This window comes from Devosia indica (assembly GCF_003056405.1).
GTDB classification, from domain to species: domain Bacteria; phylum Pseudomonadota; class Alphaproteobacteria; order Rhizobiales; family Devosiaceae; genus Devosia; species Devosia indica.
Window position 1 is genome coordinate 203336 of sequence record NZ_PYVZ01000003.1, and the last position, 25941, is coordinate 229276.

Genomic DNA, 25941 nt, shown 5'->3' on the forward strand with positions numbered 1-25941 from the left:
CTTGATGCAACGCTCATTTGGCTATGAACGATGATGTAAAGGTTTTCATGAACTATGTAAAGGTTTACAGTGACCGAATTCGGTTTATCGCTGTGGAGACGCCGTAGCTAAAGCTGCGGCTTCTGCTAAAGGCGATGGTGCGTGGGGCTGTCTGGCCCGGGGCGGAGGGCGGAGAGCCAAGTGCTGCAGCAAAAGCTGGCCACAATCGAAGATGTAGCTGCGATGGCCGGTGTGTCCATCGCCACGGTCAGCCGCGCCATCAACGAACCGACCAAGGTGGCCGATGCGACTCGCCGCAAGGTCACCGACGCCATTGCCCGCACTGGCTACACCACCAATGCAATGGCCCGCTCGCTGCGCATGCGGCGCAGCAACATGATCCTGATACTCGCCCCTGATGTGGGTGACCCGAACTTTTCCAACATCCTGGTGGGCCTTGAAACCGAAGCGAGCAAGCGCGGCTATGGCCTGTTGATCGGCAATACCCAGAACGATCCCAGCCGGGAAACCGACTATCTGCGCTTTATCAGCTCCAACCAGGCCGACGGGCTGATCCTGTTCACCGGGCACCTGCCTTTCGGACTCGGGCAGTCACTGACGGATGCGCGACTACCGCCCATGGTGGCAGTCAATGAACCCGTGCTGGGCCAGGACATTCCCTTTGTCGGAGTGGACAATTTCGAAGGTGCACGCATTGCGGCGGAACACCTGATCTCGCAGGGGCACCGGCGCATTGCCTTTGTCGGGCGGGCGCCCAATCGCGAGATCAACCGGTTGCGTGAAGATGGCTATCGTGCCGCGCTTGGTGGAGCCGGGATCGGCATCGATCCGCGCCTGATTATTGACGGGGACGGCACGACCGAAAGCGGCCGGGCGGCGGCCGAGCTGATGTTCGTGCGCGATGCCCTGCCCACGGCCTTTCTCTGTGTCAATGACGCGACGGCCATGGGCGTGATCATTGCCCTCAATGCCCGCCGCTATGATCTGCCCCGGCAATTCTCGGTCATGGGTTTTGATGACATTTCCTTTGCCAGCTTCATAACCCCCTCGCTGACCACGATGAAGCAGCCGCGGCATCGCATGGGGGAAGCGGCGATGGAACTTCTGCTGACGCTGCTGGCCGGCGAGAAGCCAAAGTCACGCGAAGTGCTGCTGCGCGCCGAGCTGATATTGCGAAATTCGGTCACGCGGCCGCCGGGCTGACCATCAATAGCCGTTCCTGGCCAGCCATTCGCGCATCCAGGCAATCTCGGCCTCCTGCGCGTCGATCACCTCTTCAGCGAATGCGCGGACCTCTGGATCGGAGCCATGCTCAAGCACGATCCGCGCCATATCAACCGCACCCTGATGGTGCGGGATCATGCCACGAATGAAATCAGCATCGGCATCGCCGGTGTATGCGATGTCCATATCGACATGCATGCGGGCATTGGCATCAATGTAGCCCTGGGTAGCCGGATTCTGAGACACCATAGCCTCGCCATGGCCCGCGTGTTCCTGGGCGAAGGCCGGAGCCCCAAGCAACATAGTGGCGAGCGCAAAAGCAGCGAATTTCATTCGGACCTCCTGAACATGTCGGAGGCACATTTGCAGCCTTCCCAAATGGGAAGGTCAAGGCTCATTGCTGCGCCATTGCGGCTGGGGCTCGGCCAGGGTCTGCAGGCCACCGACGGGCGCCCCGTCGATGCGCAATCGAAGCAGCCTGGTCAGCTCGACACCCGCCCCCACAATGTCTTCCCGCACGCTGTCAAGCCGTGGGAACATGGTGGGCAGAATGCCCGAGGTCTGCTTGTAGACAAGATGCACATCCTCGCCGATCCCGACACCAGCTTCCATCAGGCCGCCCAGCAAAGCCAGGGCCCGCATTTCACTGTCACAGATCACGCCATCGGGGCGATCCGCAGACCGGGAAAGTTCAATGCCCTTTGCGCGCATTTCGGCCGGCGTCAGGCCAACGGTGCGCTCGAGCAACGTGGTTTCGATCCCGTTGCGCGCGGCGGCCTTATGAAAGGCCGTGACAATGTTATGGTAGTTGGTGGTGCTGTCGTCGCCTATCACCAGAAGCACCCTATGGCAGCCCTTGCCGGCCAGCCGTTCCACCGCAAGTGTGGCGAAGGCCTCGGCATGAAAATCGTGGTAAGGGTGCGGGGTGAAGAACTCGGTTCGCCCGTGGCTGACGAAGGGGAAGTCGGCATCCACCATCATCTGCACCCTGGGGTCGCGCGGACCGGTATGGGTTATGATCACCCCGTCTGCCGTGCGATTTTCCAGAATGTAGCGGATCGTGTCGGTGGAATGCCGGTCGAATTCGGGCGTCACATTCAGATGGTACGGCGTCCCCTGCAGGGCCTGACCGATCCCCTGGATCATCTGGCGGGCAAAATCGATTGAATCTTCGGCGCCATCCAGCACCAGGGCCAGCACATTGGTCTTGCCGGTGCGCAGACGCACCCCCGCCCTGTCGGGCACATAGCCCAGCGCCTTGGCAGCCGCGGCCACCTTGTCGCGGGTTTCCTGCTTGAGCGTCGTCCCACCCCGCAGCGAGAGCGAGACCGTGGACAGGCTCAGCCCGGTGGCCTCAGCGATGGTTTTCAGTGTGACGCGCCCCTTGGCCGAAGGCCCGGGCCTGTTCTTGTGCATGCGGCAAAGTCCCCTGACAGCCTACATAGCAGAGCCGGGCGCCTGAGTGTACCGAACTTTGATGCAACGATGCAAACGTTACAAGTCCGGAAAGCCAACAGCATGAAAGCACCACAAGCTATTGTTGTGCATGGATTTCATGAACTTTTGCTCGCAACAAAGAGAATCCATGCAATGTCAAATTGCAACGTTGCATGCAATGTGCTTAGTTGGGCTCATACGCCGGAAGAGGAGCCGGCGCCTGCCGCAGCCGCGGGGGGCAACATCACAGGGAGGTGTGTATGCTTAAGAAAGTTCTGCTGGGGAGCGTTGCTGCCCTGGCCATGACGAGTGCCCTTTCGGCGCCGGCACGGGCTGAAGTCTCGTTCATGTATGCCGAATGGATTGCCGCATTGGTCGAGCCGGGCATTGAGGCCTTTGAGGCCGAAACCGGCGAAACGGTCAACGCCATCAAGCTGCCCGGACAGGGCTATGACCAGCGCATCGCGCTGGACCTCTCGGCGGGCACGGCTGCCGATGTCAACCTGATGGACAGCTTCATGGTGTCCGAGCTGGCCTCGGCCGGCTATCTGCATCCCCTCGACGAGCTGCTCGCCGGCTGGGATCAGTTCCAATATTACATGCCGGGTCTGCTCGAGGTCGCGTCTTATCAAGGCCAGGTCTATGCCCTGCCCACCGACACCGATGTGCGCATGCTCTGGTATGACCTGTCGAATTTCGAGAAGGCCGGCATTCCCACCCCTTGGGAACCCAAGACATGGGATGACGTGCTCGACGCCGCCCAGAAGCTCAAGGATGCAGGCGTCCGCTATCCGTTCCAGCTTCCCGCAGGCACCAAGCAGGCAGAAGCCGCCACCATGCAGGGCGTCTATATGGCGCTGCTTGGCGCCGATGTTCCCGAGGGCGACCGCAATCGCCTGCTGAACCGCGAAACAGGTCAGTGGATTGGCGACAGCCCCGCCCTGCGCCGCACGTTCGACCTGTTCCACCAGGTTTATGTCGAGCGCGAGCTGAACACGGCGGAGCTGAACTATGCCACCGATATCGGGGCTGCGGTGCGCGCTGCCCTGGCGGCCGATGAACTGGGCATTCTGGCCTCCGGGTCCTGGGAAGATGCGTGTCTTTGGGACTGCAACAATCCACCCAGCCGGGAAGAGCGAGACGCCACAGTCGCGTGGACGCCATGGCCCGGTTCGGGCGTCGAGGGTGCCAAGACCACGACCAATATCTCAGGCGGGTGGACGATCGGCATCAATGCCAATGCGGCCGACAAGGACATGGCCTTCAAGCTGATCACCTCGATCTTTGACGAGGGCAATTTCAAGGCATGGACGCTGGCCAATCACCGCATGGCGGTACGGACCGATATTTCGGAATCCCCCGAATATACTGCCGATCCGTTCCTGGCTGAGGCCACCAAGCTGGCCGCGGACACGACCGGCCGTGACACGGTGCCGGGTTACCAGACCGTCTCGGCCCTGATCCAGCAGGCGACTGCCGACATTCTGGATGGCGTGCCGCCTGATGAAGTGGTCCAGGAATATCACGACGCGCTGGTCGACGAGTTCGGCGAGGAAAACGTCGTCACTTACGAGTAACCTGACCAACTGCCGGCGGCATCTCCTGTCCTCCAGATGTCGCCGGTCTTCTTTTTCCAGCCGTCCGCCGCTGCGTTCCGCCGAGGTCGCCGCGGGTGCAAACAGCCCAGCCAAGAGGCGTCGATGAAAAACCAGGCCAATCCCTGGCTCACCAGCAATTTGTGGGTCCTTGGGCTGGGCATGCTGCCCGCCATCCTGCTGATCGGCATCCTGCTTTATTTCACCGCCTGGGCATTTGCCTTCAGCTTCACCGATCTGGCCCTGGTGGGGCGCAAGAGCGTGGAATGGAGCTGGGTGGGCCTGGAAAACTTCGAGCGCCTGTTCACGCGCCGGGGTTTCCTCGAATCCTTGTGGACCACCGTCATTTTCGTCTTTTTCTCGGCCATTGTCGGCCAGTCGGTGCTGGGCTTCTTGCTCGCGGCGGCCTTGCGCGGATCGCGCTCTATGCTGCGCAGCGTGGTGGAAGTCTGCATCATGCTGGGCTGGCTGCTGCCCGATATCGTCGCGGCTTTCCTCTGGTCGGCGACCACGGCACAGACCGGGCTGATCAATCAGCTCATCATCACGCCGCTGGGCCTGCCACCGGTCAATTTCATCAATGATTACGCCCTGCCCGTCGTCACCATTGCCAATATCTGGAAAGGCACCGCCTGGTCCTATCTGCTGTTCTCGGCGGCCCTGGATTCGGTCAGCCGCGAGGTGGTCGAGGCCGCCAAGGTCGATGGCGCGACGCCGCTGCAACGGATCTGGCTGGTGCAATTGCCGATCATCCGGCCGCATATCGCCACCAATATGCTGTTCATCACCATCTGGACCTTCACCTATTTCCCGCTGATTTTCGCCATGACCGGCGGCGGGCCGGGCCGGCAGACCGAGACGCTCGCCGTGTTCCTCTACAATCAGAGCTTTGCGCGCGGCAATCTCGGCTTCGGCTCGGCAATCTCGGTCGCCATGCTCGCCATTGTGGGCTTCCTGTCCCTGTTCTATCTGCGCCTGTTGCGGGAGCCCAAATAAATGGAATCCACCCAACCCTCCCGCCTAACTGCCATTGCCCTGACTTTCATGGCCGTGATCTGGGTCAGCCCGTTTTCCTGGCTCATCCTGAATGCCTTCAACCCGCTCTCGACGGGCCAGCTCGAGATCCCCAGCGTTGTCGGGCTCGACAATTTCGGCGAGGCGATCAGCGGCAATGCGGGGCGGCAGTTCGTCAATTCCATGCTGATTGCGGCGGGCACGGCCACACTCAGCGTCGTGGTCGGCATTTCCGCTGCCTATCCGCTGTCGCGTCTCAAAATCCCGGGCCGCAATGCCTTTCTCTGGGCCCTGGTGCTGCTGCGCATGCTGCCGGCGGCGGGCGTATTGGTGCCGCTTTATTTCACTGCGCAGCGTACCGGCCTGCTCAACCAGCTCGGCGTCATCATCGCGTTGACCATTCTCAACCTGCCCTTCACCCTGCTGCTGCTGAAGAATTTCTTCGACACCGTGCCGATCGAGCTTGAGGAAGCAGCCTATGTGGAGGGCGCCAGCCTTTTCCAGATTGTCACAAGAATCGTGTTGCCCATGTCGAGGGCCGGGATTGCGGTGGTCTGGTTCTTCAGCTTCACCGGCGCCTGGAATGAATTCCTGCTGCCGTTGATCTTTGCGCGCGTGCAGGATGCCTTCCCCATGTCGGTGGGGCTCTACGCTGCTTTCGGGCAGCAGGGCGCCATCAATTACGGGTTCCTGACGGCCTTTTCAATCATCTACGCTGCGCCGGCGGTCGGCGTGTATTTCTTGTTGCGGCGGAACATGAACACAGGGTTCGCCGGTGTCGGAGTCAAAGGATGACCTATTCCAATCCCCTCTCGTCCAAACTGGGTTTGCTGGACGATGATCTGAAACAAGAGGGCAAGCTGCTGCGCCTGTGCGCGGACCTGGAAAAGAAAATCCGGACGCCACTCAAGGATGTACCGTTCCAATGGCATGTGCAGCGTGCCGATCATTTCTCGTCTGCTGACGCGCTCGGGGCCGATTGGCGCGGTTGGGAGCCGTTTGGCCGCCATTCGGTCTGGGGCAAACGTCAGGAACACACCTGGTTCGCTGCCGAGATTACCGTGCCCGAAGAAGCGCGCGGCAAAGTCTTCGTCGCCCATTTCACTAGCCAGTGGCAGGACCGCCCCGGCTCGACCGACCCGCAGTGTCTTGCCTATCTCGACGGCAAGATTGCCCAGGCGCTGGACGGCAACCACACCGAACTGGTGATCGAGCGCGACGCCGTGCCCGGCAACAAGCACATCCTGCTGGTTAACGCCTTCACCTTCTTCGACCGGCCTCTGGTCGGGTTCGAGGTGGATTTCTTCATTCGCAACGAGCGGGCGGAAAAGCTCTATTACGACCTGCAGACGCCGGTGGACGTCGCCATTCTGCTGCAGCAGAACGATCCGCGTCGCCACGCTATTCTCAATATCGTGCAGCGCGCATTGCGGGCACTGGACCGGCGCGACGGGCATACCGACGCTTTCGAGGCCGGCCTGCCGGAAGCCGAGAAGATTGCCGAGGAAATCTACGATCTCGTCGACACCGAGGTGCAGCCGCAGATCACCGCTGTCGGCTCGACCCATCTCGATGTGGGCTGGCTCTGGCGGGTCATGCACACCCGCGACAAGACCGGTCGCAGCTTTGCCACGGTGCTCAACCTGATGGAGGAGTATCCGCAGTTCGTCTTCATGTACAACCAGTCGGTGCTCTTCGATTTCCTCAAAAAGGACTACCCGGAAATCTGGGATCGGATGATGGCGCGGATCAAGTCCGGCCAGTTCGAGATCGAAGGCGCCATGTGGGTGGAGCCGGACGTCAATATCGCCTCGGGCGAGAGCCTGGTTCGCCAGATCATGCGTGGCCGGCGCTTTCATCTCGAACATTTCGGGGTCGATCCCAAGACCGTCTGGTTGCCCGATACTTTCGGCTATTCGGCCAATCTGCCGCAGATCATGGACAAGTCGGGGCTCAAATACTTCGTCACGTCCAAGCTGAGCTGGAACGATACCGACCGACACCCCTATGACACCTTCTTCTGGCGCGGCATTGACGGCACCACCACCAAGGCACAGCTCATTACCGCCCAGAAATATGACAGCGAGCAGATCTTCACGACCTACAATGGTGACCTCTCGGTGTCGGAAACCATGGGCGCCTGGAAGCGGTACGAGCCCAAGGCCGCCTATGACGAGGTCGTCATGTCCTATGGCTATGGCGACGGCGGCGGCGGTCCGACCCGCGCGATGATTGAGCGCGGCACGCGGTTGGAACGGGGCATTCCCGGCGCGCCCAGGGTCAAGCTTGAAGGTATCGTCCCCTTCCTCGATCGGCTGGGCAAGAAGATGGACGCAGAGCCTGGCAGGTTCCCGGTGTGGAATGGCGAGCTTTACCTGCAATATCACCGCGGCACGCTGACTTCGGTTGCCAAGAACAAGGCCAATAACCGCAATTCGGAGCGGCGCCTGCGCGAGCTGGAGATGCTCGGGGCCATTGCCCTGGCAACAGAAGGCCACGCCTATCCCAGCGAGGCGCTGGCCGAGTTCTGGGAACTGGTGCTGATCAACCAGTTCCACGACATCCTGCCGGGCACCTCGATCCCGGAAGTCTATGTCGACAGCGACGCCGAATATGGCCGCATCTTCTCGACCCTGGATTCTGCCAATGGCCCCTGGCACGCTGCGGCGCAGGCCGCAACGAAGCCGGGCGCCGACCAGTTGCGGCTGATCAACTTCACCAGCCAGACCCGCTCGGGTCTGGTGCATCTGGGCGCCGAAATCCCCGCGGACGCGGCGCTCGCCACTGCTTCGGGCACCCAGCCGGTGCAAAAGATCACCCGTGCCGATGGATCGACCGATATGGTTGCGGTGGTCGCCGATCTGGCCCCGCTCGGCTGGAACGGGGCGCAGCTCGTCTCGGGCGGCTCATCGGCCAATAGCGAACTTTCCGTCTCGGCAAGCCATCTTGAAAATGCGCTGATCCGCGTTGCCTTCGACGAGAAGGGCGAGATCACTTCCGTCTTCGACAAGACGCGCAATCGCGAAACCCTTGCTCCCGGTGCCAAGGCCAATCGCCTTATCGCCTACGAAGACAAGCCCATGGAGTGGGATGCCTGGGATATCGATCGCTATTTCGAGGAGCAGTCCTGGCCGCTCGCTGATGGCAAGGCCGAGATCTCCGTGGTGGAGACCGGTCCGCATCGCGCGGCAATCCGCGTCGAGCGATCGTACCAGAAGTCGAAGATTGTTCAGGTGATCTCCCTGACAACCGGTGAGCGACAGGTGGAATTCGACACCTTCATCGATTGGCAGGAGCGCGCTCAGGTCATCAAGGCGCAGTTCGGGTTTGATCTCAATATCAGCGAAATTCGCTCCGAAATCGCCTTCGGCCATGTCACGCGGCCAACCCATCGCAACACCACCTGGGACCGCGCGCGGTTCGAAGCCTCGATGCATCGCTGGGTGGATATTTCGGAGGCTGATTTCGGCATCGCCCTGCTCAACGACAGTAAATATGCCTATGACTGCCACGAGCAATCGGTGCGGCTGACCCTGGTACGCGGCTCGACCTTCCCCGATCCCGATGCCGATCTCGGCGAGCACCGCATCCGCTATGCCATGTTCGTGCATGAGGGCGTGGCGGATCTGGCTGAGGTCCATTGCGCGGCAGAGCGGTTCAACAATCCGGTGGCCGTCATCGGTTCGCGCACTGTTGCCACAACAATGGCAGGCGCGTTCGCCCAGTTCAGCCTCGCCTCGGTCGATGCACCCAATGTCACCATCGAGACGGTCAAGAAGGCTGAGAAGTCCGATGCCATCGTGCTGCGCATATTCGAGCACGCCAATATCCGCGCCGATGCGACCATCAGCTTTGGCCTGCCGGTCAAATCGGCGCGCATCGTCAATCTGATGGAAGAAGGCGAAGCGCAGCCGCTTGAGGTCAAGGACAACAGCGTCGCCCTCAAGTTGCGGCCGTTCGAAATCGCAACCCTGATGATCGAGACCTGAGGAGGCGCAAGTGTCAGATGTCACGCTGCGGGGCATCCGCAAATCTTACGGCGCTCTGGAAGTCGTCCATGGCGTCGACCTCGATATCAAGTCGGGCGAGTTCGTGGTGTTTGTCGGCCCTTCGGGCTGCGGCAAGTCCACGCTTCTGCGGATGATTGCCGGCCTGGAACCAATCACGGGTGGCGAGATCAGTATTGGCGGACGGGTGGTCAATGACGTCCCGTCACCACAACGCGGCATCGCCATGGTGTTCCAGTCCTATGCGCTCTATCCGCATATGAGCGTTTACGAAAACATGGCGTTCGGCCTGAAGCTCGCCAAGACGCCCAAGGCAGAAGTCGACCAACGCGTGCGCGAAGCAGCCCGCATCCTGCAGATCGAAGCCTATCTCGACCGCATGCCCAAGGCGTTGAGTGGCGGGCAGCGCCAACGCGTTGCCATCGGGCGGGCCATCGTTCGGGATCCCAAGGTGTTTCTGTTCGACGAACCCTTGTCGAACCTGGATGCCTCCCTGCGCGCCCAGACCCGGGTGGAAATCGCCAAGCTGCACGACACGCTTGACGCGACCATGATCTACGTCACCCACGACCAGGTCGAGGCCATGACCCTGGCTGACCGCATCGTTGTACTCAATTCCGGACGGATCGAGCAGGTCGGCACGCCGCTGGAGCTTTATCGCGAGCCGGTCAACACCTTTGTGGCTGGTTTCATTGCCAGCCAGCGGATGAACTTCATCGATGTGTCGGCGACCGGCAACGGGCTGCAATTGCCCGGCAAGAAGATGCTGGCACTTTCGCATCCGCAATTGTCACAGGTCCGCACACTTGGAGTCCGGCCGGAACACCTGGAGCTGGCAGATGCCACGACGGCCGATCTGAGCGGCAAGCTGGCAGTGATCGAGCAGTTCGGCGAATACGCGCTCGCCTATGTCGAACTGCCCAGCGGCGAGGCCATAACGATCAAGCTGGAGGGGGCGCCAGATCTGCAACTGCATGACACCATCCACATCAAGGTGCCGGTAGGTGTTATTCACCTGTTCGATGAGGCCGGTCGGGCGCTGCGCTGATCCAGTCAGCCCAACTCGAGGCTGGTGACGGCGAACACGCGGTCCAGGTCGACCGTCGGCGGTGTGCCCCGATACATGCGCGCGGTGCGAAAGCCGGGCATGAAACCGCGTTGTCTTAGGGCGTCGGTGAAAGCCGGCTGTGTTTCGGGCACGTCGAGACTGACCGGGCCCGAGAAACGGTCGAGAAGCACAGTGGCCGCAGAAGCGTCTTCGGCAAAGAGCGGGCCGATCTTGGACCCTTCCCAGCAGGGCCGGATCACCGCCCAGGCGCGGATATGGCCCTTGTGCTCCAGGACGGCAGTCAGATGTGGCGGGGCGACCCAGCGTTGCAAGAAGTCCGGCCGCGGCGCAGGGAAACAGGCCTGTTCCAGAGTGTCGATCTCCGCCGTTCCGGCGAGCGGGCGAACATCGCGCGGCGCCGGTTGGCCTGGCAGAACGCCGGACCAACGGACGCTCTCATAGGCCGGCTCAAAGCCCATCTGCCGGTAGTTGGACTGTTGTTCGGGCACACCGTCGAGGCCGATCGTACGATCGCCCAGATAGGCCATGCCGGCGTCCCAGACGGCCCGGCCATAGCCCCTGCCCCGGAATTCAGGGTGGCAGATATAGAGCCCGAGAAATCCGAAATGGTTGTCATAGGCCACGACCGAAATGCCGGCGACCATACGGTCACCGACAAAGGCGCCAAGAAAGCCGTTTGGATCGGCGGCCTGGAAGGCCGGCGCGTCAGCCAAGCCAGGATTCCAGCCTTCATGAGCAGCCCAGTCGATCAGGGTCTGGATGTTTTCAATATCGAGGGTGCGGATGTCCATCATGCTGGGGCAAAGCCGGCCAGAATGCCGGCATAGGGTTTCGATACCGGGGCAGCATAGGCGCCCCGCTTGGAGGTGGATAGCCCCAGTGCCACAAGCGCTTCGGCCTGCTTGACCGCAGCACCAACCCCGTCGATGACCGGCATGCCGAACTCTGCCTGCAAGGTGCGCGCGAGGTCGGCCATACCGGCGCAGCCCAGAACGATGGCTTCGGCATTGTCTTCGATAAGGGCGCGAGTGATTTCACTGCGCAGCTTGTCGCGCGCGCCAGAGTTCGGATCTTCGAGCGAGAGCACCGAGATATTGGCGGCCCGGACGTGCGCCTTGCGGGCCATGCCATAGCGGTCCACCAACTCCTCGATGGGCACGCGGGAGCGCTCCATGGTTGTCACCACCGTAAATCGTTTGGCAACCATGGCGGCCAGCGACAGGGCGCTTTCGCAGATGCCGACTACCGGCATAGTGGCCATGGCGCGGGCGGCATCGAGCCCGGTATCGTCGAAGCAGGCGATGATGGCTGCCCCTGCGCCGGCCTTTTCCCCCGCTGCGATCTGCGCCAAGAGCCCTGGCACAGCGAATGCCTCGTCGTAAAATCCTTCGATGGACACCGGGCCCATGGACGAGGTGACCGCTTCGATCTCCGTCCCTTGCCCGGCTGCCTGCCGGGCCGCCAAGGCGATGGTATCGGTCATGGTTTGGGTGGTGTTGGGATTGACGACAAGCAGCCGGGTCATGGGCGCAGCCGCCGGCCCTGCACAAGGCGGATCGCCAGGATGGTGCCCAGGATGATGAGGAAGGAGAACAGCGTGGTCACTGTGCCCAGCGCATAGAGCACGGGCGTCGTGACATTGGTGGTCATGCCATAAATTTCGAGCGGCAAGGTGTTGGCACTGCCAGAGGTCATCAGGGTGCGGGCGAACTCGTCATAAGAGAGGGTGAAGCCGAACAGTCCAACGCCGATCAGGCTGGGCGCGATCATGGGCAGCACCACATGGGAAAAGGTCTGCCAGGAGGAGGCGCCGAGATCGCGGGCGGCTTCTTCATAGGTCGGTGAGAACCGGTTGAAGACCGCGAACATGATCAGGACGCCGAAGGGCAGCGTCCAGGTGAGATGGGCGCCAAAGGCCGAGCTGAACCATGAGGGGCGGAAGCCGAGTTGCTGGAACAGCACCCCGATGCCCAGGCTGACAATGATGGACGGCACCACAAGGCTCGCAATGGTCAAGTAAAACAAGGGTGTAGCGCCGAAGAAGCGACGGCGGAAGGCAAGGCCTGCCAGCAGCGACACGAGGACCGTGACACCCATGACCATGAGCCCGAGGGCGAAGGAGCGGCCGAAGCTGGCGCCGAAATCGCCTACAGCCTGGCGCTCGAAGAGGTTGAAGAACCAGTGCAGCGACACGCCGTTAAGTGGAAAGGTGAGGCCGCCATTGGGGCCCTGGAAGGACAAGATGAACACCGCCGAGAGGGGGCCGTAGAGAAACAGCACGAAGAGCGCGAAGAAGGCGGCGAGGATGTAAAAGCCGAGGCTGCGTTTCTCGCTCATCTCAAAGCTCCTTGCGAATGTCGACGATGCGCAGGATCCCCGCGACCATGACGAGAACCAGCACCAGCAGCACCACGGCATTGGCAGCGGCGGCGGGATATTGCAGCAGGCTCATCTGGTTGCGCATCATCAGCGCGACCGAGGCGGATTGCCCGCCGGACATGACCTGGACGGTAGAGAAATCGGCCATGACCAGGGTGACGACGAAGATGGTGCCGATGGCGATTCCCGGCTTGGCCAGCGGCAGGATCACGTGCCAGATGATCTGCCAGTTGCGGGCGCCACCGTCGCGGGCCGCCTCGACCAGTGATCGATCGATGCGCATCATGGTGTTGAAGATCGGGGTGACCATGAACAGCGTAAACAGGTGCACCATGGCCAGGACCACGGCGAAGTCGGAATAGAGCAGCCATTCGATGGGCTCGGGCACGATGCCGGCATTGACCAGCGCGGTGTTGACCAGCCCGTTGCGGCCGAGCACCGGGATCCAGGAAATCATGCGGATGATATTGGAGGTCAGGAACGGGACCGTGCAGATGAGAAACAACACCATCTGCATGGTCGTGGTGCGCACATGGAAGGCCAGAAAATAGGCGATCCAGAAGCCAACAAAGGCGGTGATGGCCCAGACCAGAGCGGCAAATTTCAGGGTGTTGAGATAGGTGCGCCAGGTGACCCAAGACCCCAGGACCTCCTCGTAATTGAGGGTCATCAGATCGGGGTACATGCCGGCAAAGTCGTAGTCCCAGAAGCTGACGACAACCAGCAGCAGGATGGGCAGCAGCAAAAAGAACGCAAGGATGAGCGCCAGCGGCGTCGCCTGAATATAGGGCGTGGCTCTGGAAAGGAGATTGTTCATGCTTGTCCTCGCGGTCTGGGCACTGTTCCCCTCTCCCTTCAAGGGAGAGGGGTTTGAGGTCATTCTAGGCCGCGATGAACTCGTTCCAGCGGCGGACCATGTAGCGGTCCTCGTCCATCACCGAGTTCCAGCAGGCAACCTTGCCCATGCGCTCCTCGAAGGAACCGCCATCGCGCACGGCACCGGCGGTTTCCATGACAGTGCCGTCGGGCGCCAGGATGTCACCCTGGGCCGGCTTGCCCTCGATCCAGTAACCCCACTCGTCCTCGGACATGTGGTTCCGGGCTGACTCCATATTGGCCGAATAATAGCCCTGGCGGTTGAGATAGCCGCCAACCCAGCCAGAGGTATACCAGTTGATATATTCGTAGGCGGCATCAAGCATGGCGCCTTCAAGATGCGCGGCCAGACCCAGGCCACCGCCCCAGGAGCGATAGCCTTCCTTAAGCGGCTGGTAGGTGCAGGCGATGCCCTTGGAGCGCACCGCAGCCACGGCCGGCGACCACATGGACTGTATCACCACTTCGCCCGAACTCATCAGATTGACGCTTTCGTCAAAGCTCTTCCAGAAGGCGCGGAACTGGCCATCCTGCTTGGCCTTGATGAGGAATTCGATGGTGGCGTCGATCTCCTCAGTGGTCATGTTGCCCTTGTCGCCATAGGTGATCTCGCCCATGGCTTCCATGATCATGGCCGCATCCATGATACCGATGGATGGCACGTTGATGATGGCGGTCTTGCCCTTGAAGGCCGGGTCCATGATGTCGGCCCAAGAGGTGATCTCACGGCCGACCAGGTCGGGACGAATACCCAAGGTGTCGGCATTGTAAATGGTGGGTACCATGGTGAACCAGCCGGTTTCGCCAGCGGCAAAAGTTGTGCTATCCGGGCCTTCGACAAAGCCGACCGTGTGCGGCGCCGTACCCTGCGCGATGACGCTATCGGGCAAAAGCTTGCCGGTTTTGAACAGCGGCACGATCTGGTCGTAATAGGTCAGGCGGGAGGTATCCATAGGCTGGATGACGCCGGTCGGGAAAACCTTCTTCAAGATCCAGTATTCGATATCGGCAATGTCATAGCTGTCGGGTTGGGTGACGGCGCGTTGTGCGGCGGCGTCCGAGTCTGTCGCCGTCATCTCAAGCGTGATGCCGAGGTCTTCCTTGCACTTTTCGGCAATGGCATTGAGGTTGGACACCCCGGTGCCGAACTGGCGAAGCGTAATCGGGTTCTGCGCCCAGATGGTGGGGAAGCCGGTGATTGCGCCCGAACCAACGGCTGCACCCGCGGCTGCGGCAGCGCCGGTCTTGAGGAAGTTGCGGCGGCTGATGCCCGCCTTTCTTTCAGTGAATTCCGTCATTGTCCTGTCCCTGTTGGCTTGATTGACGTTGCTAGGCATCGAGACGGCCCAGGACGATGGCGTCCTCAGCTTCCCAATGGAGAGGCACCGCGTCGCCGACAGCGATGGGCGCTGCGAAGAACGCCTTGTCGGAAATGATGGCGGTGAAGTCGGTTATGCCGGCGCCATCGCAGGTGAGTTTCACCGTGGCGCCGCGATATTCGATGTTGGAGACCACACCATTGAAACCGAGCCCCTTGGTGGTGCCGGCGCCGATTTGGACGCGGTCGGTGCGGATGGCGATATCGAGTGGACTGTCCTTGGCTGGCGACTTGCCCATGGCGGCAAAGGTGCCACCTTCAGGCACCACGAGTTGCGCCAGTCCGTCGCTGGTGCCGGCCGAGCGACCTGAGATGACATTGTGGTCCCCCATAAAGCGGGCGACGAATGCGGTGGCGGGCCGCTCGAATATCTCGCGCGGCGGCGCGGCTTGTTCGATGCGGCCATCACTCATCACCACGATCAAATCGGCCAGCGCCATGGCCTCTTCCTGGCTATGAGTGACATGCACAAAGGTGATCCCGAGGCTCTTTTGGAGCTTCTTGAGTTCTGCGCGCATGCGTACCTTGAGGAAGGGATCAAGGGCCGAGAGCGGTTCGTCGAGCAGCAGGGCCTCGGGATCGGTAATCAGGGCGCGCGCCAATGCGACGCGTTGCTGCTGACCGCCCGACAATTGCGCCGGCCGGCGGTCTGCATACGCCTCCATCTGCATGAGTGTGAGCATGTCGAGCGCCCTGCCCCGCCGCTCGGCCTTGGGCACCCCGGCCACGTTTAGGCTGAAGGCGACATTGTCGACCAGGTCGAGATGGGGGAACAGCGCATAGGATTGAAACATCATCGCGGTGCCGCGCTTGGCGGGCGGCAGATCAGAAACGACCGTGTCTCCCAAGCGTATATCGCCAATGGAAATGCTCTCGTGACCGGCGATCATGCGCAGGGTCGAGGTCTTGCCGCAGCCCGAGGGGCCGAGCAGGCAACAATAGCTGCCAGCGGGGATCTTGAGGCTGATCGCATCCACGGCAATGGTCTTGCCGTAGATCTTTGAGACAGACGCTATATCGATCGAGGCAGCCTTGGTCATCCACACCCCCTGTGACGGGGAATGAATTGCAACCATCGTGCCAGACGGGGATATCGCGGACTAACGTGTTACAGTAGCGCCATTTTTCGCCTTGCCACTCGACGCCCACATTTGCACCAACGTTCGCGCTTGCACAAGAAATAGCCATTTGTCGTCATTCTTCGATCAGATTGTATGCAATCAAATGGTCCTACTGAAAGCAATCTTTTGCTTTCTCTGCTGCGCAAATGCTGCAAGAATGGAGACAGGTGAATCATGACCCAAACAACTCCCGAAGAACTGCATTTCCAGCCCGACGACCGCGCCATGGCCATTCGCGACCAGTTGCGCGACGCCATTGTCGAGCATCGCCTTGTGCCCGGCACCAAGCTCTCTGAAGCAGAAGTGGGCAAGCTGTTCGACGTTAGCCGCACCGTTGTGCGCGCCGCGCTGCAATCGCTTTCCTTTGAGGGCCTGGTGCGCGCCGAGCGCAACAGAGGAGCCTTTGTCGCCAGCCCAAGCCCGGAAGAGGCAAGCCAGCTTTTCGAGGCGCGGCGACAGATCGAGGCGGGCATCGCCCGCATTGCAGCAGAACGCGCCCGGCATGCCGATTTCATCCGGTTCGATGCCTGTCTGGAGGCAGAAACAAGGCTGCTGCAGGAGCGCGGGCCAGCCTCCCGCCGTGCTGCCATTCGTGCCTCGGGCGAATTTCACATCCTGCTTGCAGAGGTAGCCGGCAACGCCATCATGCAGCGTTTCATGGAAGAGCTGATCGCCCGGTCCTCACTTGTGATCGCCCTTTACGGCCGTACCGGCGCATCGAGTTGCGGGCACAATGAGCATGGCGAGATTGTTGCCGCGCTACGCGACCGCGACCCCGATCGGGCCAGCAGGTTGGTCCTTGTCCATATCGACCATATCGAGGCCGATCTCGATCTGCGCGGCACCAATGGCCTGCCGCTGGCCGACGCGCTCAATCTGCGCGCGTCGACCTGACAGGCCAATCAGGCCGCGATTTCGAACGCTGCTCGCACAAGGCGCCGCGTGTAGTCGGTCGCGGGATTGGTCAGCACTTCGCTGACCGGCCCCTGCTCGACGATCTTGCCGTGCTGCATGACCATGACACGGTGGCATAGAGCCCGGACGACCTTGAGGTCGTGGCTGATGAACAGATAACTCAGCCCACGCTCGTCCTGCAGTTTGCGCAGCAGGTCAATAATCTGCGCCTGGACTGACAGGTCCAGGGCGGAGGTCGGCTCATCGAGCAGGATGAACTCCGGCTCAAGCGCGATGGCGCGAGCAATGGCGATGCGCTGCCGCTGGCCACCGGAAAATTCGTGCGGGAAGCGTTGCAGGATATTGTCCGGTAGCCCGGCGTCGCGCAGGGCCTGCCGCACGCGGTCGATGCGATCATTCCGATTGTCGCCAATGCCATTGACCACCAGACCCTCCTCGATGATCTGGCGGATCGACATGCGCGGATTGAGGCTGGCGAATGGGTCCTGGAAAACGATCTGCATGCGGCTGCGCAAGGGGCGCATGGCCTTGCGGTCCCGGCCATCGATACGCTCGCCGTCGAACCAGATCTGGCCGCCCTGATTGCCTATCAGCCGGATCAGGGCCTGCCCGAAGGTGGTCTTGCCCGACCCGCTCTCGCCCACAATGCCCAGTGTCTCGTGACGCATCAGCTTGATATCGAGATTGTCGACGGCCTTGAGATCGAAAAAGTCGGGCTTGAGGAAGCCGCCACGCTTGAGGGTGAAAGTGACTTTCACCTCCTTGCCCTCCAGAACAGTCTCGTGTTCCCCATCCGAGAGCGGCAAGGCCGTACCCTTGGGTTCGGAGGCCAGCAGGTGTTTCGTGTAGGCGTGTTGCGGGTTCGCAAAGAGCGCCTCGGTCTCGTTGTGCTCCTGTACCCGGCCGTTCTGCATCACATAGACATATTCGGAGAACTGCCGGACGATGGTCAGGTCATGGGTGATCAGGATCACTGCCATGCCGTATTTGTCCTTGAGATCCTTGATCAGATTGAGGATCTGGGCCTGGACGGTGACGTCGAGCGCGGTGGTCGGCTCGTCGGCAATCAGCACCTCGGGGCGATTGGCAAGCGCCATGGCGATCATGACGCGCTGCCGCTGCCCACCCGAAAGCTGGTGCGGAAACTGGTTGAGCCGCGCCCTGGGGTCAGGGATCTGCACCTCTTCGAGCAGTTTTTCGGCCCGCTTCATGGCCTCCTGGCGGGAGACGCGATTGTGCAGGTGAATAATCTCGCAGATCTGCTGGCCGATCGTATAGACCGGGTTGAGCGAGCTCATCGGCTCCTGGAAGATCATGGCGATGTCATTGCCGCGCAGCTTGCGCATCTCGCGGTCGTCCATCTTGACCACATCCTTGCCGGAAAGCGTGATCTGGGTTTGCGGCAGAATGGTCGCGCGCTTGGTGAGCAGCTTCATCAGCGTGCGGGCCGTAACCGACTTGCCCGAGCCGCTTTCGCCCACAAGGGCAATGGTCTCGCCCTTGTGGAGCTGGAAAGAGACATTGCGCACCGCGTTGACGGTTCCCCCTTCCACCTTGAAATCGACGCCGACATTGCGGGCGTCCAGGATCAGTTCGCGGCCGTGTTGGCCCAGATCGTGGCGTTCGGACGGAACCAGCTTGTTCTCGGTCATGGCTCTATCCTCAGTAGGGGTCGACGGCGTCGCGCAGGCCATCGCCCAGCGCATTGAAGGCAAAGACGGTGATCAGCACGAAGATCACCGGCGAGAGGATCCACGGGTAGGACCCGATGACCGAGAAGGTGCCCGTGTCCTGCAGCATCAGGCCCCAGGAGATCAGCGGCGGCTTCACCGCAAAGCCGAGGAAGCCCAGGAAGCTTTCGAGCAGAACGACCGTCGGAATGGCCAGCGTGATCGCAACGATGATGTGACTGAGCACGTTGGGCAGGATGTGCCGCGTGATGATACGGCCGTCCGAAGCCCCCACGGCAATCGCGGCCCGCACATATTCGATGCGCGCCAGCGAGAGCGTCTTGGAGCGCACCTCGCGGCTCAGTTGCGCCCAGCCCAGCACCGCCATGACGAAGATGACGAAGGTGAGGAACACATTGGACGGTGCTGTCACCGGGATCAGCGAGGTGAGCGCCAAATAGAGCGGCAATTGCGGGAAAGCGAGGACGAATTCCACGAAACGCTGCACCCAGGCGTCGACAGCGCCGCCGATATAGCCGGAGGTGATGCCCACCAGCGTGCCAACCACGGTGGTCATGGTGACCACAGCCAGCGCGATCATCAGGGAAATGCGCGAGCCGATGATGCCGCGCGAAAGGATATCGCGGCCGAATTTATCGGTGCCCAGAAGCTGGATCGGCCGCCCATCGGTCGAGCCGAAGAAGTGGATATTGGCCGGGATGAACCAGAGCAGGTGATAGTCGTACCCCTGGACGAAAAAGCCGGTCGGGGTCGGGTTGTCCTTCATCGCGCCGGTGAGCGGCTGGAAGGTGACCGGGTCGAACTCGCCGGTGTCGCCGATGGGATAGACGTAAGGGATGAGGCTGAAATTGCCTTCAGGGTCCTCGAAGGCGATCAGGTCTGGCGGCGCGAAGGGCAGATTGGCTTCCTTGGGGTCCATGGGCGCGAAGAAATCGGCAAAGACCGAAACGACGAGCAACATGACCACAAGGACCAGGCCGATCATGCCCATGGTGGAGCGTCGGAAGCGGCGCCAGACCAGGGTTGCATAGGTTTCGTTTCCCGAACCGTGGCGCGAAACGATGGGGGGCACGTCAGCCTCTTCGGCAGGCGTGGGGGCCGGGCCGGCACCAGGATCGGTCGGCAGTGGAATTGCGGAATGCGTATCTGTGTCAGAGCGGGTCATTCGGCATTCCCTCCCAGGCGGACGCGGGGATCGAGCGCGACAAGCAGCAGGTCGGCAATGATGTTGCCAATGATCAGCGTGGTGGCGAGCACCAGCATGAAGGTGGCAGTGACATAGACGTCGCCGACGCCCATGGAGCCGACAATGGCCGGGCCGACCGTGGCGAGGCCAAAGACGATGGCCACCTCGATTTCGCCGGTCAGCATGTAGGGCAGGACGACGCCCTGATAGGCCACCAGCGGGTGCAGCGCGTTGGGCACGGCGTGCTTCATGATGACGGCGCCCTCGGGCAGGCCCTTGGCCCGTGCCGTTTCGACATATTGGGAATTGAGCACGTCGAGCAGGTTGGCCCGCATGACGCGCATATTGTAGGCCAGCCCGCCAAAGGTGGCGATGAAGATCACCGGCCAGATGTGGGCCATCAGGTCGACGAATCGTCCCCAACCCCAGGGCTGACCGCCCCAATAGGCGGAGTTGAAACTGCCTATTTCGTTCACCCCCATGCGGAAGACCAGAATGTAGAGGATGATGATTGCGAGCAGGAACCGCGGGATGGTCATGCCCAGGAACGAGATGACGCCGAGAAGCGTATCGGCCCAGGAATACTGACGGGTGGCGGCGATGATGCCCAGCCCAATGCCCAGGAAGGACGCCAGGATATGGCAGGTCAGCGCCAGCATGATTGTAGCCGGCAGGCGCTCGGTCACGACCTGGCCCACGGGCTTGTTGTAATAAAGTGAGTGGCCGAAATCGAAACGGGTGACGATGCCGGTGATCCAGCGGAAATATTGCACCACCAGCGGATCGTTGAGCCCGTTGGCTTCGCGATAGACTTCGGCCTGCGCTTCGGCCTGCTCGGCCGGTACACCGCCCTGATTGATCAGCATGGAGCGGATATAGTCGCCATAGTCACCCGGCGGCGCCTGGATGATGGCGAATGTCACGACGCTGAGCAGGAACAGCAGCGGGATCGCGCCCAATACACGGATGACAAGAAAACGAAGCATTTAGAGGCCTCTACGACACTGCTGAACGGGATTGCCGTTCACCCCAGCCCTGTGACCTTGCTCGGTCGAGGGGGCCAATCGTGGTCGTGGCACGATCAAGCCAAGGAAATTGAACCGATACCCGGACACCTGCGGGGTGAGGTGGGGGCGATGCCGGCGGAACCGAAAGTCCCGCCGGCAAAGTTGCGTTACATCGGGCCGTCGCTGCCCGGTGCGCCCGGAAGCGTTTCAGGATGCAACTCGTAGCTACCCTGCTGGTCCTCGGGGACGAAGACCCGCTCACGGATGATGTTGTCTTCAGCCCAGTTGAACATGAAGATCGGGGCACCGGCCGGGATGTTGGCGAAGCGCTTGTTGATGATCAGCGCACCCGGATACTGGGTCAGGCCCACCGAATAGACATTCTCGGTGAAGATCTGCTGATACTGCTTCATCAACTCGGCCCGTTCAGCATTGTCGCTGGTGGCGATGAAGGCGTTGACCACATCGACTAGTTCCTGCTCGAAGGGCAGCAGATCCAACGTACCGTCAGATCCGGCGCGGTGGAATGGGTGGGTACGCGGACCTGTTGGCGCCAGCGCCGCCGTCCCCTGTACCACCGAGACCATTTCGGCACCCTGACGCTCCACATGCCAATCGAACTGACCCGATTGGGCCATGTCGTCACGGGCCGTGCCCTGCTGGAAGTTGGCGATGACGCGCAGGCCAAGCGGTTCCATCATGGCAATCACGCCCTCGGCGAGATTGGTGTCGGTGCCATAGTCAGTATTGGCCAGCAGGGTGATTTCCACATCGGCGCCGCCTGCGGTGCCTTCGGGGAAATTGCGCACGCCGTTGCCGTCCGTATCGATCAGCCCCATCCCATCGAGGAGCGCGTTGGCCGCTTCCAGATCATGCGGATAATAGACCGTGGAATCCTTGTCGTAGTAGGTCGTTCCCGCATAGAGCCCGCCGGGGTAGATGGCGGTAAACGGACCGCGGACAAGGGATTCGCCGAGGCGCTGGCGATCGACCGCGATCGAGATCGCCTTGCGGAAATCGAGGTCGCGGTTGAGTTCACGAACGGCCTGTTCGCGTTCATCGGGTTCACCCCAGCCATTGCCGGAGAGGTTCATGCGCAGGGCATAACCGATGGTGCGGGCACCGAACTGCAGGCGGGCCGGCGCATCGTCTTCGGCCGAGCGCCGCAGGGCTTCGACATAGCTTTCGGCCTGTTCAAGGTTGGAGAAGTCGCCCGAACCGGCAACAGCCTGAACGTCACGATCGGCCCAGGTCGAGAGACGGTAGTGCATCTCGTTGAGATAAGGGAGCTGATTGCCCTGTTCGTCGACTTTCCAGTAGTAGGGATTGCGGCGCATGACGATGATGTCGTCAGGACGATATTCGACCGGCACCCAGGCACCCATCACCGGAATGTTGAGATATTCAGGCGGGAAGGCGTTCTTGTACTCTTCGTAGGTATTGTCAGAGTAGCTGGGGTGCTCGGGCTTGAGGATGTGGCTCGGACCCGGGCAGAACGTGCCATAGGCCATGGCATAGAGATACTGCGTGGGGAACGCTTCCTGGAAGGTCCACTTGATCGTGTAGGGATCGAGTGCTTCGAGCGTTGTGCCCTCACCGAAGGTCTCCGGCGTGCCGCCGTTGAGTGGCGAGACGTTCTGGTCGAGGATGTTGTCCTCCCAGTAGAACATCACGTCATCGGCATCAAACGGATCGCCATCGGACCATTTTGCACCCTCGATCAGATGCATGGTCAGTTCCTTGCCGTCCTCGGACCATTCCCAGCTCTTGGCAAGGTTCGGCATGGGCTCGAGTTCGTCGGCCTTGATCATGAACAAAGGACCGGTGCGCGTCAGACATTCGGATAGCCCGATGTCGATACCGCCCCAGCCCTGGCTCTGCCCACCGATATAGTTCCAGCCCTCTGGCCGGCCGCCGATCACATGGCGCATGGTATCGCCATAGACACCGATACCGTCCGGCATATTGGCGGCCTTATAGACCAGCGGTTCTGCTGGCAGACGCTCGGCAACGGGCGGCAGAGTTCCGGCCTCGACATATTTCGAGGTGACCCAGTCGGGCTCGTGATATTCCGGCAGCGCCCGATATTCCATGATGTCAGATACGCTGACAAAATTCGGTTCGCTCTGCGCCGAAAATTCGGGGGGATCGGGCAATTCGCCCGTCAATTCCTGCGCTGGCAGTGTCGCCATCGACACGGACAGCAAAAGTCCTGCCCCGCCAAGGGCATAGATATGCTTTCTCAATAGAACCTCCCATCGCATACGGGGCAAAGAGCGGTCTCGCCCGGGCCGGATACTCCTCTCCGACCCTGCCTCCGTGCATCAACAAAGCCTACCCCTTGCCACGGGCGAAGCAATCCGGAATGATAGTGACTAATTCCGGATTTCTAAGAACAATGGGAAAAGTATGACTGTTATGGAAAGTCTGGACCGGCCTGTGCGCGCAAGGGAGAAAGCGCCGCGTCCGACGCCGCGGCCGGACCGGAGTTTCTATGCCTCGGGCAAGGCGTTCGGGCGCTTCGGCATCCGCGCCTTCCCACCCCAGATCATGGCAGAACCGCATAGCCATGGCCATATCGAGTTCAACTGGCTGACCGAAGGCACGATGGACTATGTGTTTGACGGCGGGCCGCTGACCGTTGGCGCCAATCGGCTGGTGGCCTTTTGGGCCGGTATTCCGCACCAGACCATTGGCCTGCGCGATGTCGACAATGCGCGCCAGCTCAACATCTACCTGCCCATGGATGCATTTCTCGAAATGCCGCAACTGGGTCGGCTGACGGAAACCCTGATGGGCGGAGGCGTCATCCAGCTTGCGCCGGAATGCATCGGCCTTGAAACGCTTGAACGCTGGTATGGCGACTATCGCAGCGGCAATTCCCTGCGCTCCGACCTGGTCCGCGCCGAGATCGGCACCATGTTCCGCCGCGCCGCCATCACTGGCTGGGAAACCTTGTTACCGGCCTGGGTGGAGAAGTCCGGCGCCCGCACCCGCACGGCCAGCCCGGTGCGCTATGTGGTGCGCATGGTTCGCCATATTGTGGAAAACATCGGCGACCCGCTCTCTGTCGAGAACATTGCCGAGGTGGTGGGGCTGCACCCCAATTATGCGACCAACCTGTTCACCAAGGTCATGCATATCTCGGTGCAGAAATTCGTCACCCGGATGCGGCTGATCCGCGCGCGCAGCCTGTTGTTCGACAGCAATCTGGCCATCGCCAATATCGCGTTCCAATCCGGATTTTCCAGCCAGACCCAGTTCTACGAGCATTTCCGCAAGGCCTATGGCATGACCCCCAGCCAGATGCGGGAAAACAAGATCGCCTGAGGTGGCGCGCCCTACCCCATGTCCTGAACGATCTTCAGGAATTCGGCATGCCCCAGCGCTTGCTGCGCGGCGCCGCGATATTCCCGCACCAAGGAGTCAAACGTCTCGCGTGCGAACTGACGCAGCTTGGGCGCCGCCTCCATCTCACGCCGCGCCAGAGACTGGTCGAGCAGGCCAAGCCCATCGAGCACCGGGTAGTGCAACTGCGTCTCGATATGCGGCAGCCCGCCGAGATAATTCGGAAAATGCTCATTGCGTGGCATCTGCGTTTGCCAGCGAGTGAGGCGTTCCTTGGTCTCGGGGTGTATGCGGTTGGCCCGCACCTCCCGCCAAAACGGGGTATCGTCGCGCTCGGTTACATAATGGGTGTTTACGAAGGTCCGGAAGTCATCGACCTGCCGTCCCACGCGGGCATTGTAATCATCGCGCGCCTTCTGCTCTATCCGCTCAGGGCGATCCATATAGCGCTGGGCGAACAGCATCATCTGCACGATGGTGCCATGAATGGAGGTGGATTCGAGCGGTTCGAGAAAGCTCGAGCTGAGCCCTACGGCAAGACAATTGCCGATCCAGGCGTTTTCAAGTCGTCCGATCTGGAAGCGAATGTCGCCGCGCACTTCGATCTCTTGACCGAGCGCGGCTTCAACCTCGGCCTTGGCCTGTTCGGGCGTGGAGAACGCATCGGAATAGACATAGCCGCAGCCGAACCGTGTACGGGTGGGGATCTGCCACATCCAGCCGGAATTCTGTGCCCAGGCGCGCGTATAGGTGGGTAGCTCCTCGCCTTCCTCAACGTCGATCCAGAAGGGCAGCGCCCGATTGACCGGCAGTTCGTGGGCGTAGGAAACCCAGGGCGCCTGCAACTCCTTGACGATGAGCTGCTTGCGGAAGCCGGTTGCGTCAATGAAGAAATCGCCTTCGAGCCGCTGGTTGTCCGCCAGCACGAGCGCGGTGATATCTCCCGTCTCAGCATGACGCTCCACGCCCTCGACCAGCGCATCGACTTTTTCCACGCCTTTGGATTTGCTGGCGAAGAACTTCCCCACCAGTGCCTGATCGAAATGATAGGCATGGTGGAAGGGTCCAAGCGGGATCAGGCCGCCATCGGGCTTGCGCGCATAGGGCGCCTTCCATTGCTCCAGCAGGGGCTGGAACATATGCATGTCCTGCACCGGCCTGCCGGCTGCAACCGCATAGACGTTGAGATAGTCGCTTGGCGCGCCGGCGGGCGGCTGCACCACCTGGTGCGGATCATCGATCGGGCCGTAATAGGTAAACCCCTTGCGCCGCCAGTCTTCGTGGCGAATGCCCAACTTGAAGCTGGCATCGGTCTTGCGCATGAATTCGAGTTCGTCGATGCCGAAGTGCTTGAGCAGCACGCGAAAGGCGGCCGTGGTGGCTTCGCCCACGCCAACCGTTGGGATTTTGGAGCTCTCGACCACCGAAATGCGAAAATCGAGCCCCCGCCGCCGCGCTTCATCCTGAATGATGAAGGCCGCAATCCAGCCCGCCGTGCCGCCGCCGACAATGACGTAATGGGATGGTTTGTCCATGCCCTGCCCTCCCTTGGGGGGAAGCTAAATTTGGCTCGAACTCAACGCAAGCCGGGGGCCGCGCATGGCCCCAACTTCTTAGAAATCCGCAAGTCTTCCCTGGAACGACGAAAGCGGCCCGGCTTATGCCGAACCGCTTTCGAGACGCCGGGAGGAGCG

The 25941-nt window shown here is 61.2% G+C and carries 21 protein-coding genes; 8 read left to right on the forward strand and 13 right to left on the reverse strand.

The genetic code is table 11. From position 1 onward, the window contains the following. The first annotated feature begins 180 nt into the window (after positions 1 to 180). Complete coding sequence (locus DDE76_RS04360; protein ID WP_281261853.1) at positions 181 to 1203, forward strand: LacI family DNA-binding transcriptional regulator; 1023 nt, start codon at positions 181 to 183, stop codon at positions 1201 to 1203. A 3-nt stretch (positions 1204 to 1206) separates the two neighbouring features. Here the strand turns inward: DDE76_RS04360 and copM are convergent, their stop codons facing one another. Both copM and DDE76_RS04370 read right to left on the reverse strand, forming a co-directional pair. After that, positions 1207 to 1557 (reverse strand): CopM family metallochaperone, encoded by a 351-nt coding sequence (gene copM, locus DDE76_RS04365; RefSeq protein WP_104891616.1) that lies wholly within the window; start codon positions 1555 to 1557, stop codon positions 1207 to 1209. A 54-nt stretch (positions 1558 to 1611) separates the two neighbouring features. After that, positions 1612 to 2640, reverse strand: a complete 1029-nt coding sequence (locus tag DDE76_RS04370; RefSeq protein ID WP_104891617.1) for a LacI family transcriptional regulator — start codon at positions 2638 to 2640, stop codon at positions 1612 to 1614. Between the two features lie 281 nt (positions 2641 to 2921). Between DDE76_RS04370 and DDE76_RS04375 the strand changes: the two genes are divergently transcribed. The 5 genes from DDE76_RS04375 (at position 2922) to DDE76_RS04395 (ending at position 10325) form a co-directional block, all read left to right on the forward strand. Then, positions 2922 to 4238, forward strand: coding sequence for an extracellular solute-binding protein (locus DDE76_RS04375; protein WP_104891618.1), 1317 nt, complete (start codon positions 2922 to 2924; stop codon positions 4236 to 4238). Between the two features lie 123 nt (positions 4239 to 4361). Further along, positions 4362 to 5252, forward strand: a complete 891-nt coding sequence (locus DDE76_RS04380; RefSeq protein ID WP_157955659.1) for a carbohydrate ABC transporter permease — start codon at positions 4362 to 4364, stop codon at positions 5250 to 5252. Next, positions 5253 to 6065: a carbohydrate ABC transporter permease gene (locus DDE76_RS04385; RefSeq protein WP_104891620.1), complete on the forward strand. Its 813-nt coding sequence runs from the start codon at positions 5253 to 5255 to the stop codon at positions 6063 to 6065. Continuing rightward, on the forward strand, positions 6062 to 9259 hold the full coding sequence (locus DDE76_RS04390) for an alpha-mannosidase (RefSeq protein WP_104891621.1): 3198 nt from the start codon (positions 6062 to 6064) through the stop codon (positions 9257 to 9259). Before DDE76_RS04385 ends, DDE76_RS04390 begins: the two co-directional genes overlap by 4 nt. A gap of 10 nt (positions 9260 to 9269) precedes the next feature. Continuing rightward, positions 9270 to 10325, forward strand: a complete 1056-nt coding sequence (locus tag DDE76_RS04395; protein WP_104891622.1) for an ABC transporter ATP-binding protein — start codon at positions 9270 to 9272, stop codon at positions 10323 to 10325. 5 nt (positions 10326 to 10330) lie between these two features. Here DDE76_RS04395 and DDE76_RS04400 read toward each other — a convergent pair whose 3' ends face one another. From DDE76_RS04400 to DDE76_RS04425, 6 genes are all read right to left on the reverse strand, one after another. Next, positions 10331 to 11137, reverse strand: coding sequence for a GNAT family N-acetyltransferase (locus tag DDE76_RS04400; protein WP_245891796.1), 807 nt, complete (start codon positions 11135 to 11137; stop codon positions 10331 to 10333). Further along, entirely contained in the window at positions 11137 to 11871 is a 735-nt protein-coding gene (locus DDE76_RS04405; protein ID WP_104891624.1) for an aspartate/glutamate racemase family protein, read from the reverse strand. Before DDE76_RS04405 ends, DDE76_RS04400 begins: the two co-directional genes overlap by 1 nt. Beyond that, positions 11868 to 12683 carry an ABC transporter permease gene (locus DDE76_RS04410; protein WP_104891625.1) on the reverse strand — a complete coding sequence of 272 codons (816 nt, stop codon included), beginning with the start codon at positions 12681 to 12683 and terminating at the stop codon, positions 11868 to 11870. The genes DDE76_RS04405 and DDE76_RS04410 overlap by 4 nt, the downstream gene beginning before the upstream one ends. 1 nt (position 12684) lies before the next feature. Continuing rightward, the gene (locus DDE76_RS04415; protein WP_104891626.1) at positions 12685 to 13542 is read right to left on the reverse strand and encodes an ABC transporter permease; all 858 of its coding nucleotides are present in this window, start codon (positions 13540 to 13542) and stop codon (positions 12685 to 12687) included. A 64-nt stretch (positions 13543 to 13606) separates the two neighbouring features. Further along, the gene (locus DDE76_RS04420) at positions 13607 to 14899 is read right to left on the reverse strand and encodes an ABC transporter substrate-binding protein (RefSeq protein ID WP_104891627.1); all 1293 of its coding nucleotides are present in this window, start codon (positions 14897 to 14899) and stop codon (positions 13607 to 13609) included. Positions 14900 to 14930: 31 nt separating this feature from the next. Then, complete coding sequence (locus tag DDE76_RS04425; protein WP_104891628.1) at positions 14931 to 16019, reverse strand: ABC transporter ATP-binding protein; 1089 nt, start codon at positions 16017 to 16019, stop codon at positions 14931 to 14933. A 255-nt stretch (positions 16020 to 16274) separates the two neighbouring features. On the opposite strand from DDE76_RS04425, the gene DDE76_RS04430 reads away from it, so the two are divergent. After that, the gene (locus DDE76_RS04430) at positions 16275 to 16994 is read left to right on the forward strand and encodes a GntR family transcriptional regulator (protein WP_104891629.1); all 720 of its coding nucleotides are present in this window, start codon (positions 16275 to 16277) and stop codon (positions 16992 to 16994) included. Positions 16995 to 17002: 8 nt separating this feature from the next. Here DDE76_RS04430 and DDE76_RS04435 read toward each other — a convergent pair whose 3' ends face one another. From DDE76_RS04435 to DDE76_RS04450, 4 genes are all read right to left on the reverse strand, one after another. Continuing rightward, on the reverse strand, positions 17003 to 18667 hold the full coding sequence (locus tag DDE76_RS04435; RefSeq protein ID WP_245891797.1) for an ABC transporter ATP-binding protein: 1665 nt from the start codon (positions 18665 to 18667) through the stop codon (positions 17003 to 17005). A 10-nt stretch (positions 18668 to 18677) separates the two neighbouring features. Beyond that, entirely contained in the window at positions 18678 to 19871 is a 1194-nt protein-coding gene (locus DDE76_RS04440) for an ABC transporter permease (RefSeq protein ID WP_104891631.1), read from the reverse strand. Beyond that, the gene (locus DDE76_RS04445; RefSeq protein ID WP_104891632.1) at positions 19868 to 20878 is read right to left on the reverse strand and encodes an ABC transporter permease; all 1011 of its coding nucleotides are present in this window, start codon (positions 20876 to 20878) and stop codon (positions 19868 to 19870) included. The genes DDE76_RS04440 and DDE76_RS04445 overlap by 4 nt, the downstream gene beginning before the upstream one ends. A gap of 188 nt (positions 20879 to 21066) precedes the next feature. Further along, the gene (locus DDE76_RS04450; RefSeq protein WP_104891633.1) at positions 21067 to 23091 is read right to left on the reverse strand and encodes an ABC transporter substrate-binding protein; all 2025 of its coding nucleotides are present in this window, start codon (positions 23089 to 23091) and stop codon (positions 21067 to 21069) included. 217 nt (positions 23092 to 23308) lie between these two features. Between DDE76_RS04450 and DDE76_RS04455 the strand changes: the two genes are divergently transcribed. Further along, positions 23309 to 24229, forward strand: a complete 921-nt coding sequence (locus DDE76_RS04455; RefSeq protein WP_104891634.1) for a helix-turn-helix domain-containing protein — start codon at positions 23309 to 23311, stop codon at positions 24227 to 24229. A gap of 11 nt (positions 24230 to 24240) precedes the next feature. On the opposite strand, the gene DDE76_RS04460 is transcribed toward DDE76_RS04455, so the two are convergent. Beyond that, entirely contained in the window at positions 24241 to 25782 is a 1542-nt protein-coding gene (locus DDE76_RS04460) for a tryptophan halogenase family protein (RefSeq protein ID WP_104891635.1), read from the reverse strand. Positions 25783 to 25941 lie beyond the last annotated feature (159 nt).

What these genes read in the sequence shown, in the direction of transcription:
- copM (WP_104891616.1), bottom strand. Translation starts at nt 1,557, where the DNA reads ATGAAATTCGCTGCTTTTGCGCTCGCCACTATGTTGCTTGGGGCTCCG.
- DDE76_RS04370 (WP_104891617.1), bottom strand. Translation starts at nt 2,640, where the DNA reads ATGCACAAGAACAGGCCCGGGCCTTCGGCCAAGGGGCGCGTCACACTG.
- DDE76_RS04375 (WP_104891618.1), top strand. Translation starts at nt 2,922, where the DNA reads ATGCTTAAGAAAGTTCTGCTGGGGAGCGTTGCTGCCCTGGCCATGACG.
- DDE76_RS04380 (WP_157955659.1), top strand. Translation starts at nt 4,362, where the DNA reads ATGAAAAACCAGGCCAATCCCTGGCTCACCAGCAATTTGTGGGTCCTT.
- DDE76_RS04385 (WP_104891620.1), top strand. Translation starts at nt 5,253, where the DNA reads ATGGAATCCACCCAACCCTCCCGCCTAACTGCCATTGCCCTGACTTTC.
- DDE76_RS04390 (WP_104891621.1), top strand. Translation starts at nt 6,062, where the DNA reads ATGACCTATTCCAATCCCCTCTCGTCCAAACTGGGTTTGCTGGACGAT.
- DDE76_RS04400 (WP_245891796.1), bottom strand. Translation starts at nt 11,137, where the DNA reads ATGGACATCCGCACCCTCGATATTGAAAACATCCAGACCCTGATCGAC.
- DDE76_RS04405 (WP_104891624.1), bottom strand. Translation starts at nt 11,871, where the DNA reads ATGACCCGGCTGCTTGTCGTCAATCCCAACACCACCCAAACCATGACC.
- DDE76_RS04410 (WP_104891625.1), bottom strand. Translation starts at nt 12,683, where the DNA reads ATGAGCGAGAAACGCAGCCTCGGCTTTTACATCCTCGCCGCCTTCTTC.
- DDE76_RS04415 (WP_104891626.1), bottom strand. Translation starts at nt 13,542, where the DNA reads ATGAACAATCTCCTTTCCAGAGCCACGCCCTATATTCAGGCGACGCCG.
- DDE76_RS04420 (WP_104891627.1), bottom strand. Translation starts at nt 14,899, where the DNA reads ATGACGGAATTCACTGAAAGAAAGGCGGGCATCAGCCGCCGCAACTTC.
- DDE76_RS04425 (WP_104891628.1), bottom strand. Translation starts at nt 16,019, where the DNA reads ATGACCAAGGCTGCCTCGATCGATATAGCGTCTGTCTCAAAGATCTAC.
- DDE76_RS04430 (WP_104891629.1), top strand. Translation starts at nt 16,275, where the DNA reads ATGACCCAAACAACTCCCGAAGAACTGCATTTCCAGCCCGACGACCGC.
- DDE76_RS04435 (WP_245891797.1), bottom strand. Translation starts at nt 18,667, where the DNA reads ATGACCGAGAACAAGCTGGTTCCGTCCGAACGCCACGATCTGGGCCAA.
- DDE76_RS04440 (WP_104891631.1), bottom strand. Translation starts at nt 19,871, where the DNA reads ATGACCCGCTCTGACACAGATACGCATTCCGCAATTCCACTGCCGACC.
- DDE76_RS04445 (WP_104891632.1), bottom strand. Translation starts at nt 20,878, where the DNA reads ATGCTTCGTTTTCTTGTCATCCGTGTATTGGGCGCGATCCCGCTGCTG.
- DDE76_RS04450 (WP_104891633.1), bottom strand. Translation starts at nt 23,091, where the DNA reads ATGGCGACACTGCCAGCGCAGGAATTGACGGGCGAATTGCCCGATCCC.
- DDE76_RS04455 (WP_104891634.1), top strand. Translation starts at nt 23,309, where the DNA reads ATGACTGTTATGGAAAGTCTGGACCGGCCTGTGCGCGCAAGGGAGAAA.
- DDE76_RS04460 (WP_104891635.1), bottom strand. Translation starts at nt 25,782, where the DNA reads ATGGACAAACCATCCCATTACGTCATTGTCGGCGGCGGCACGGCGGGC.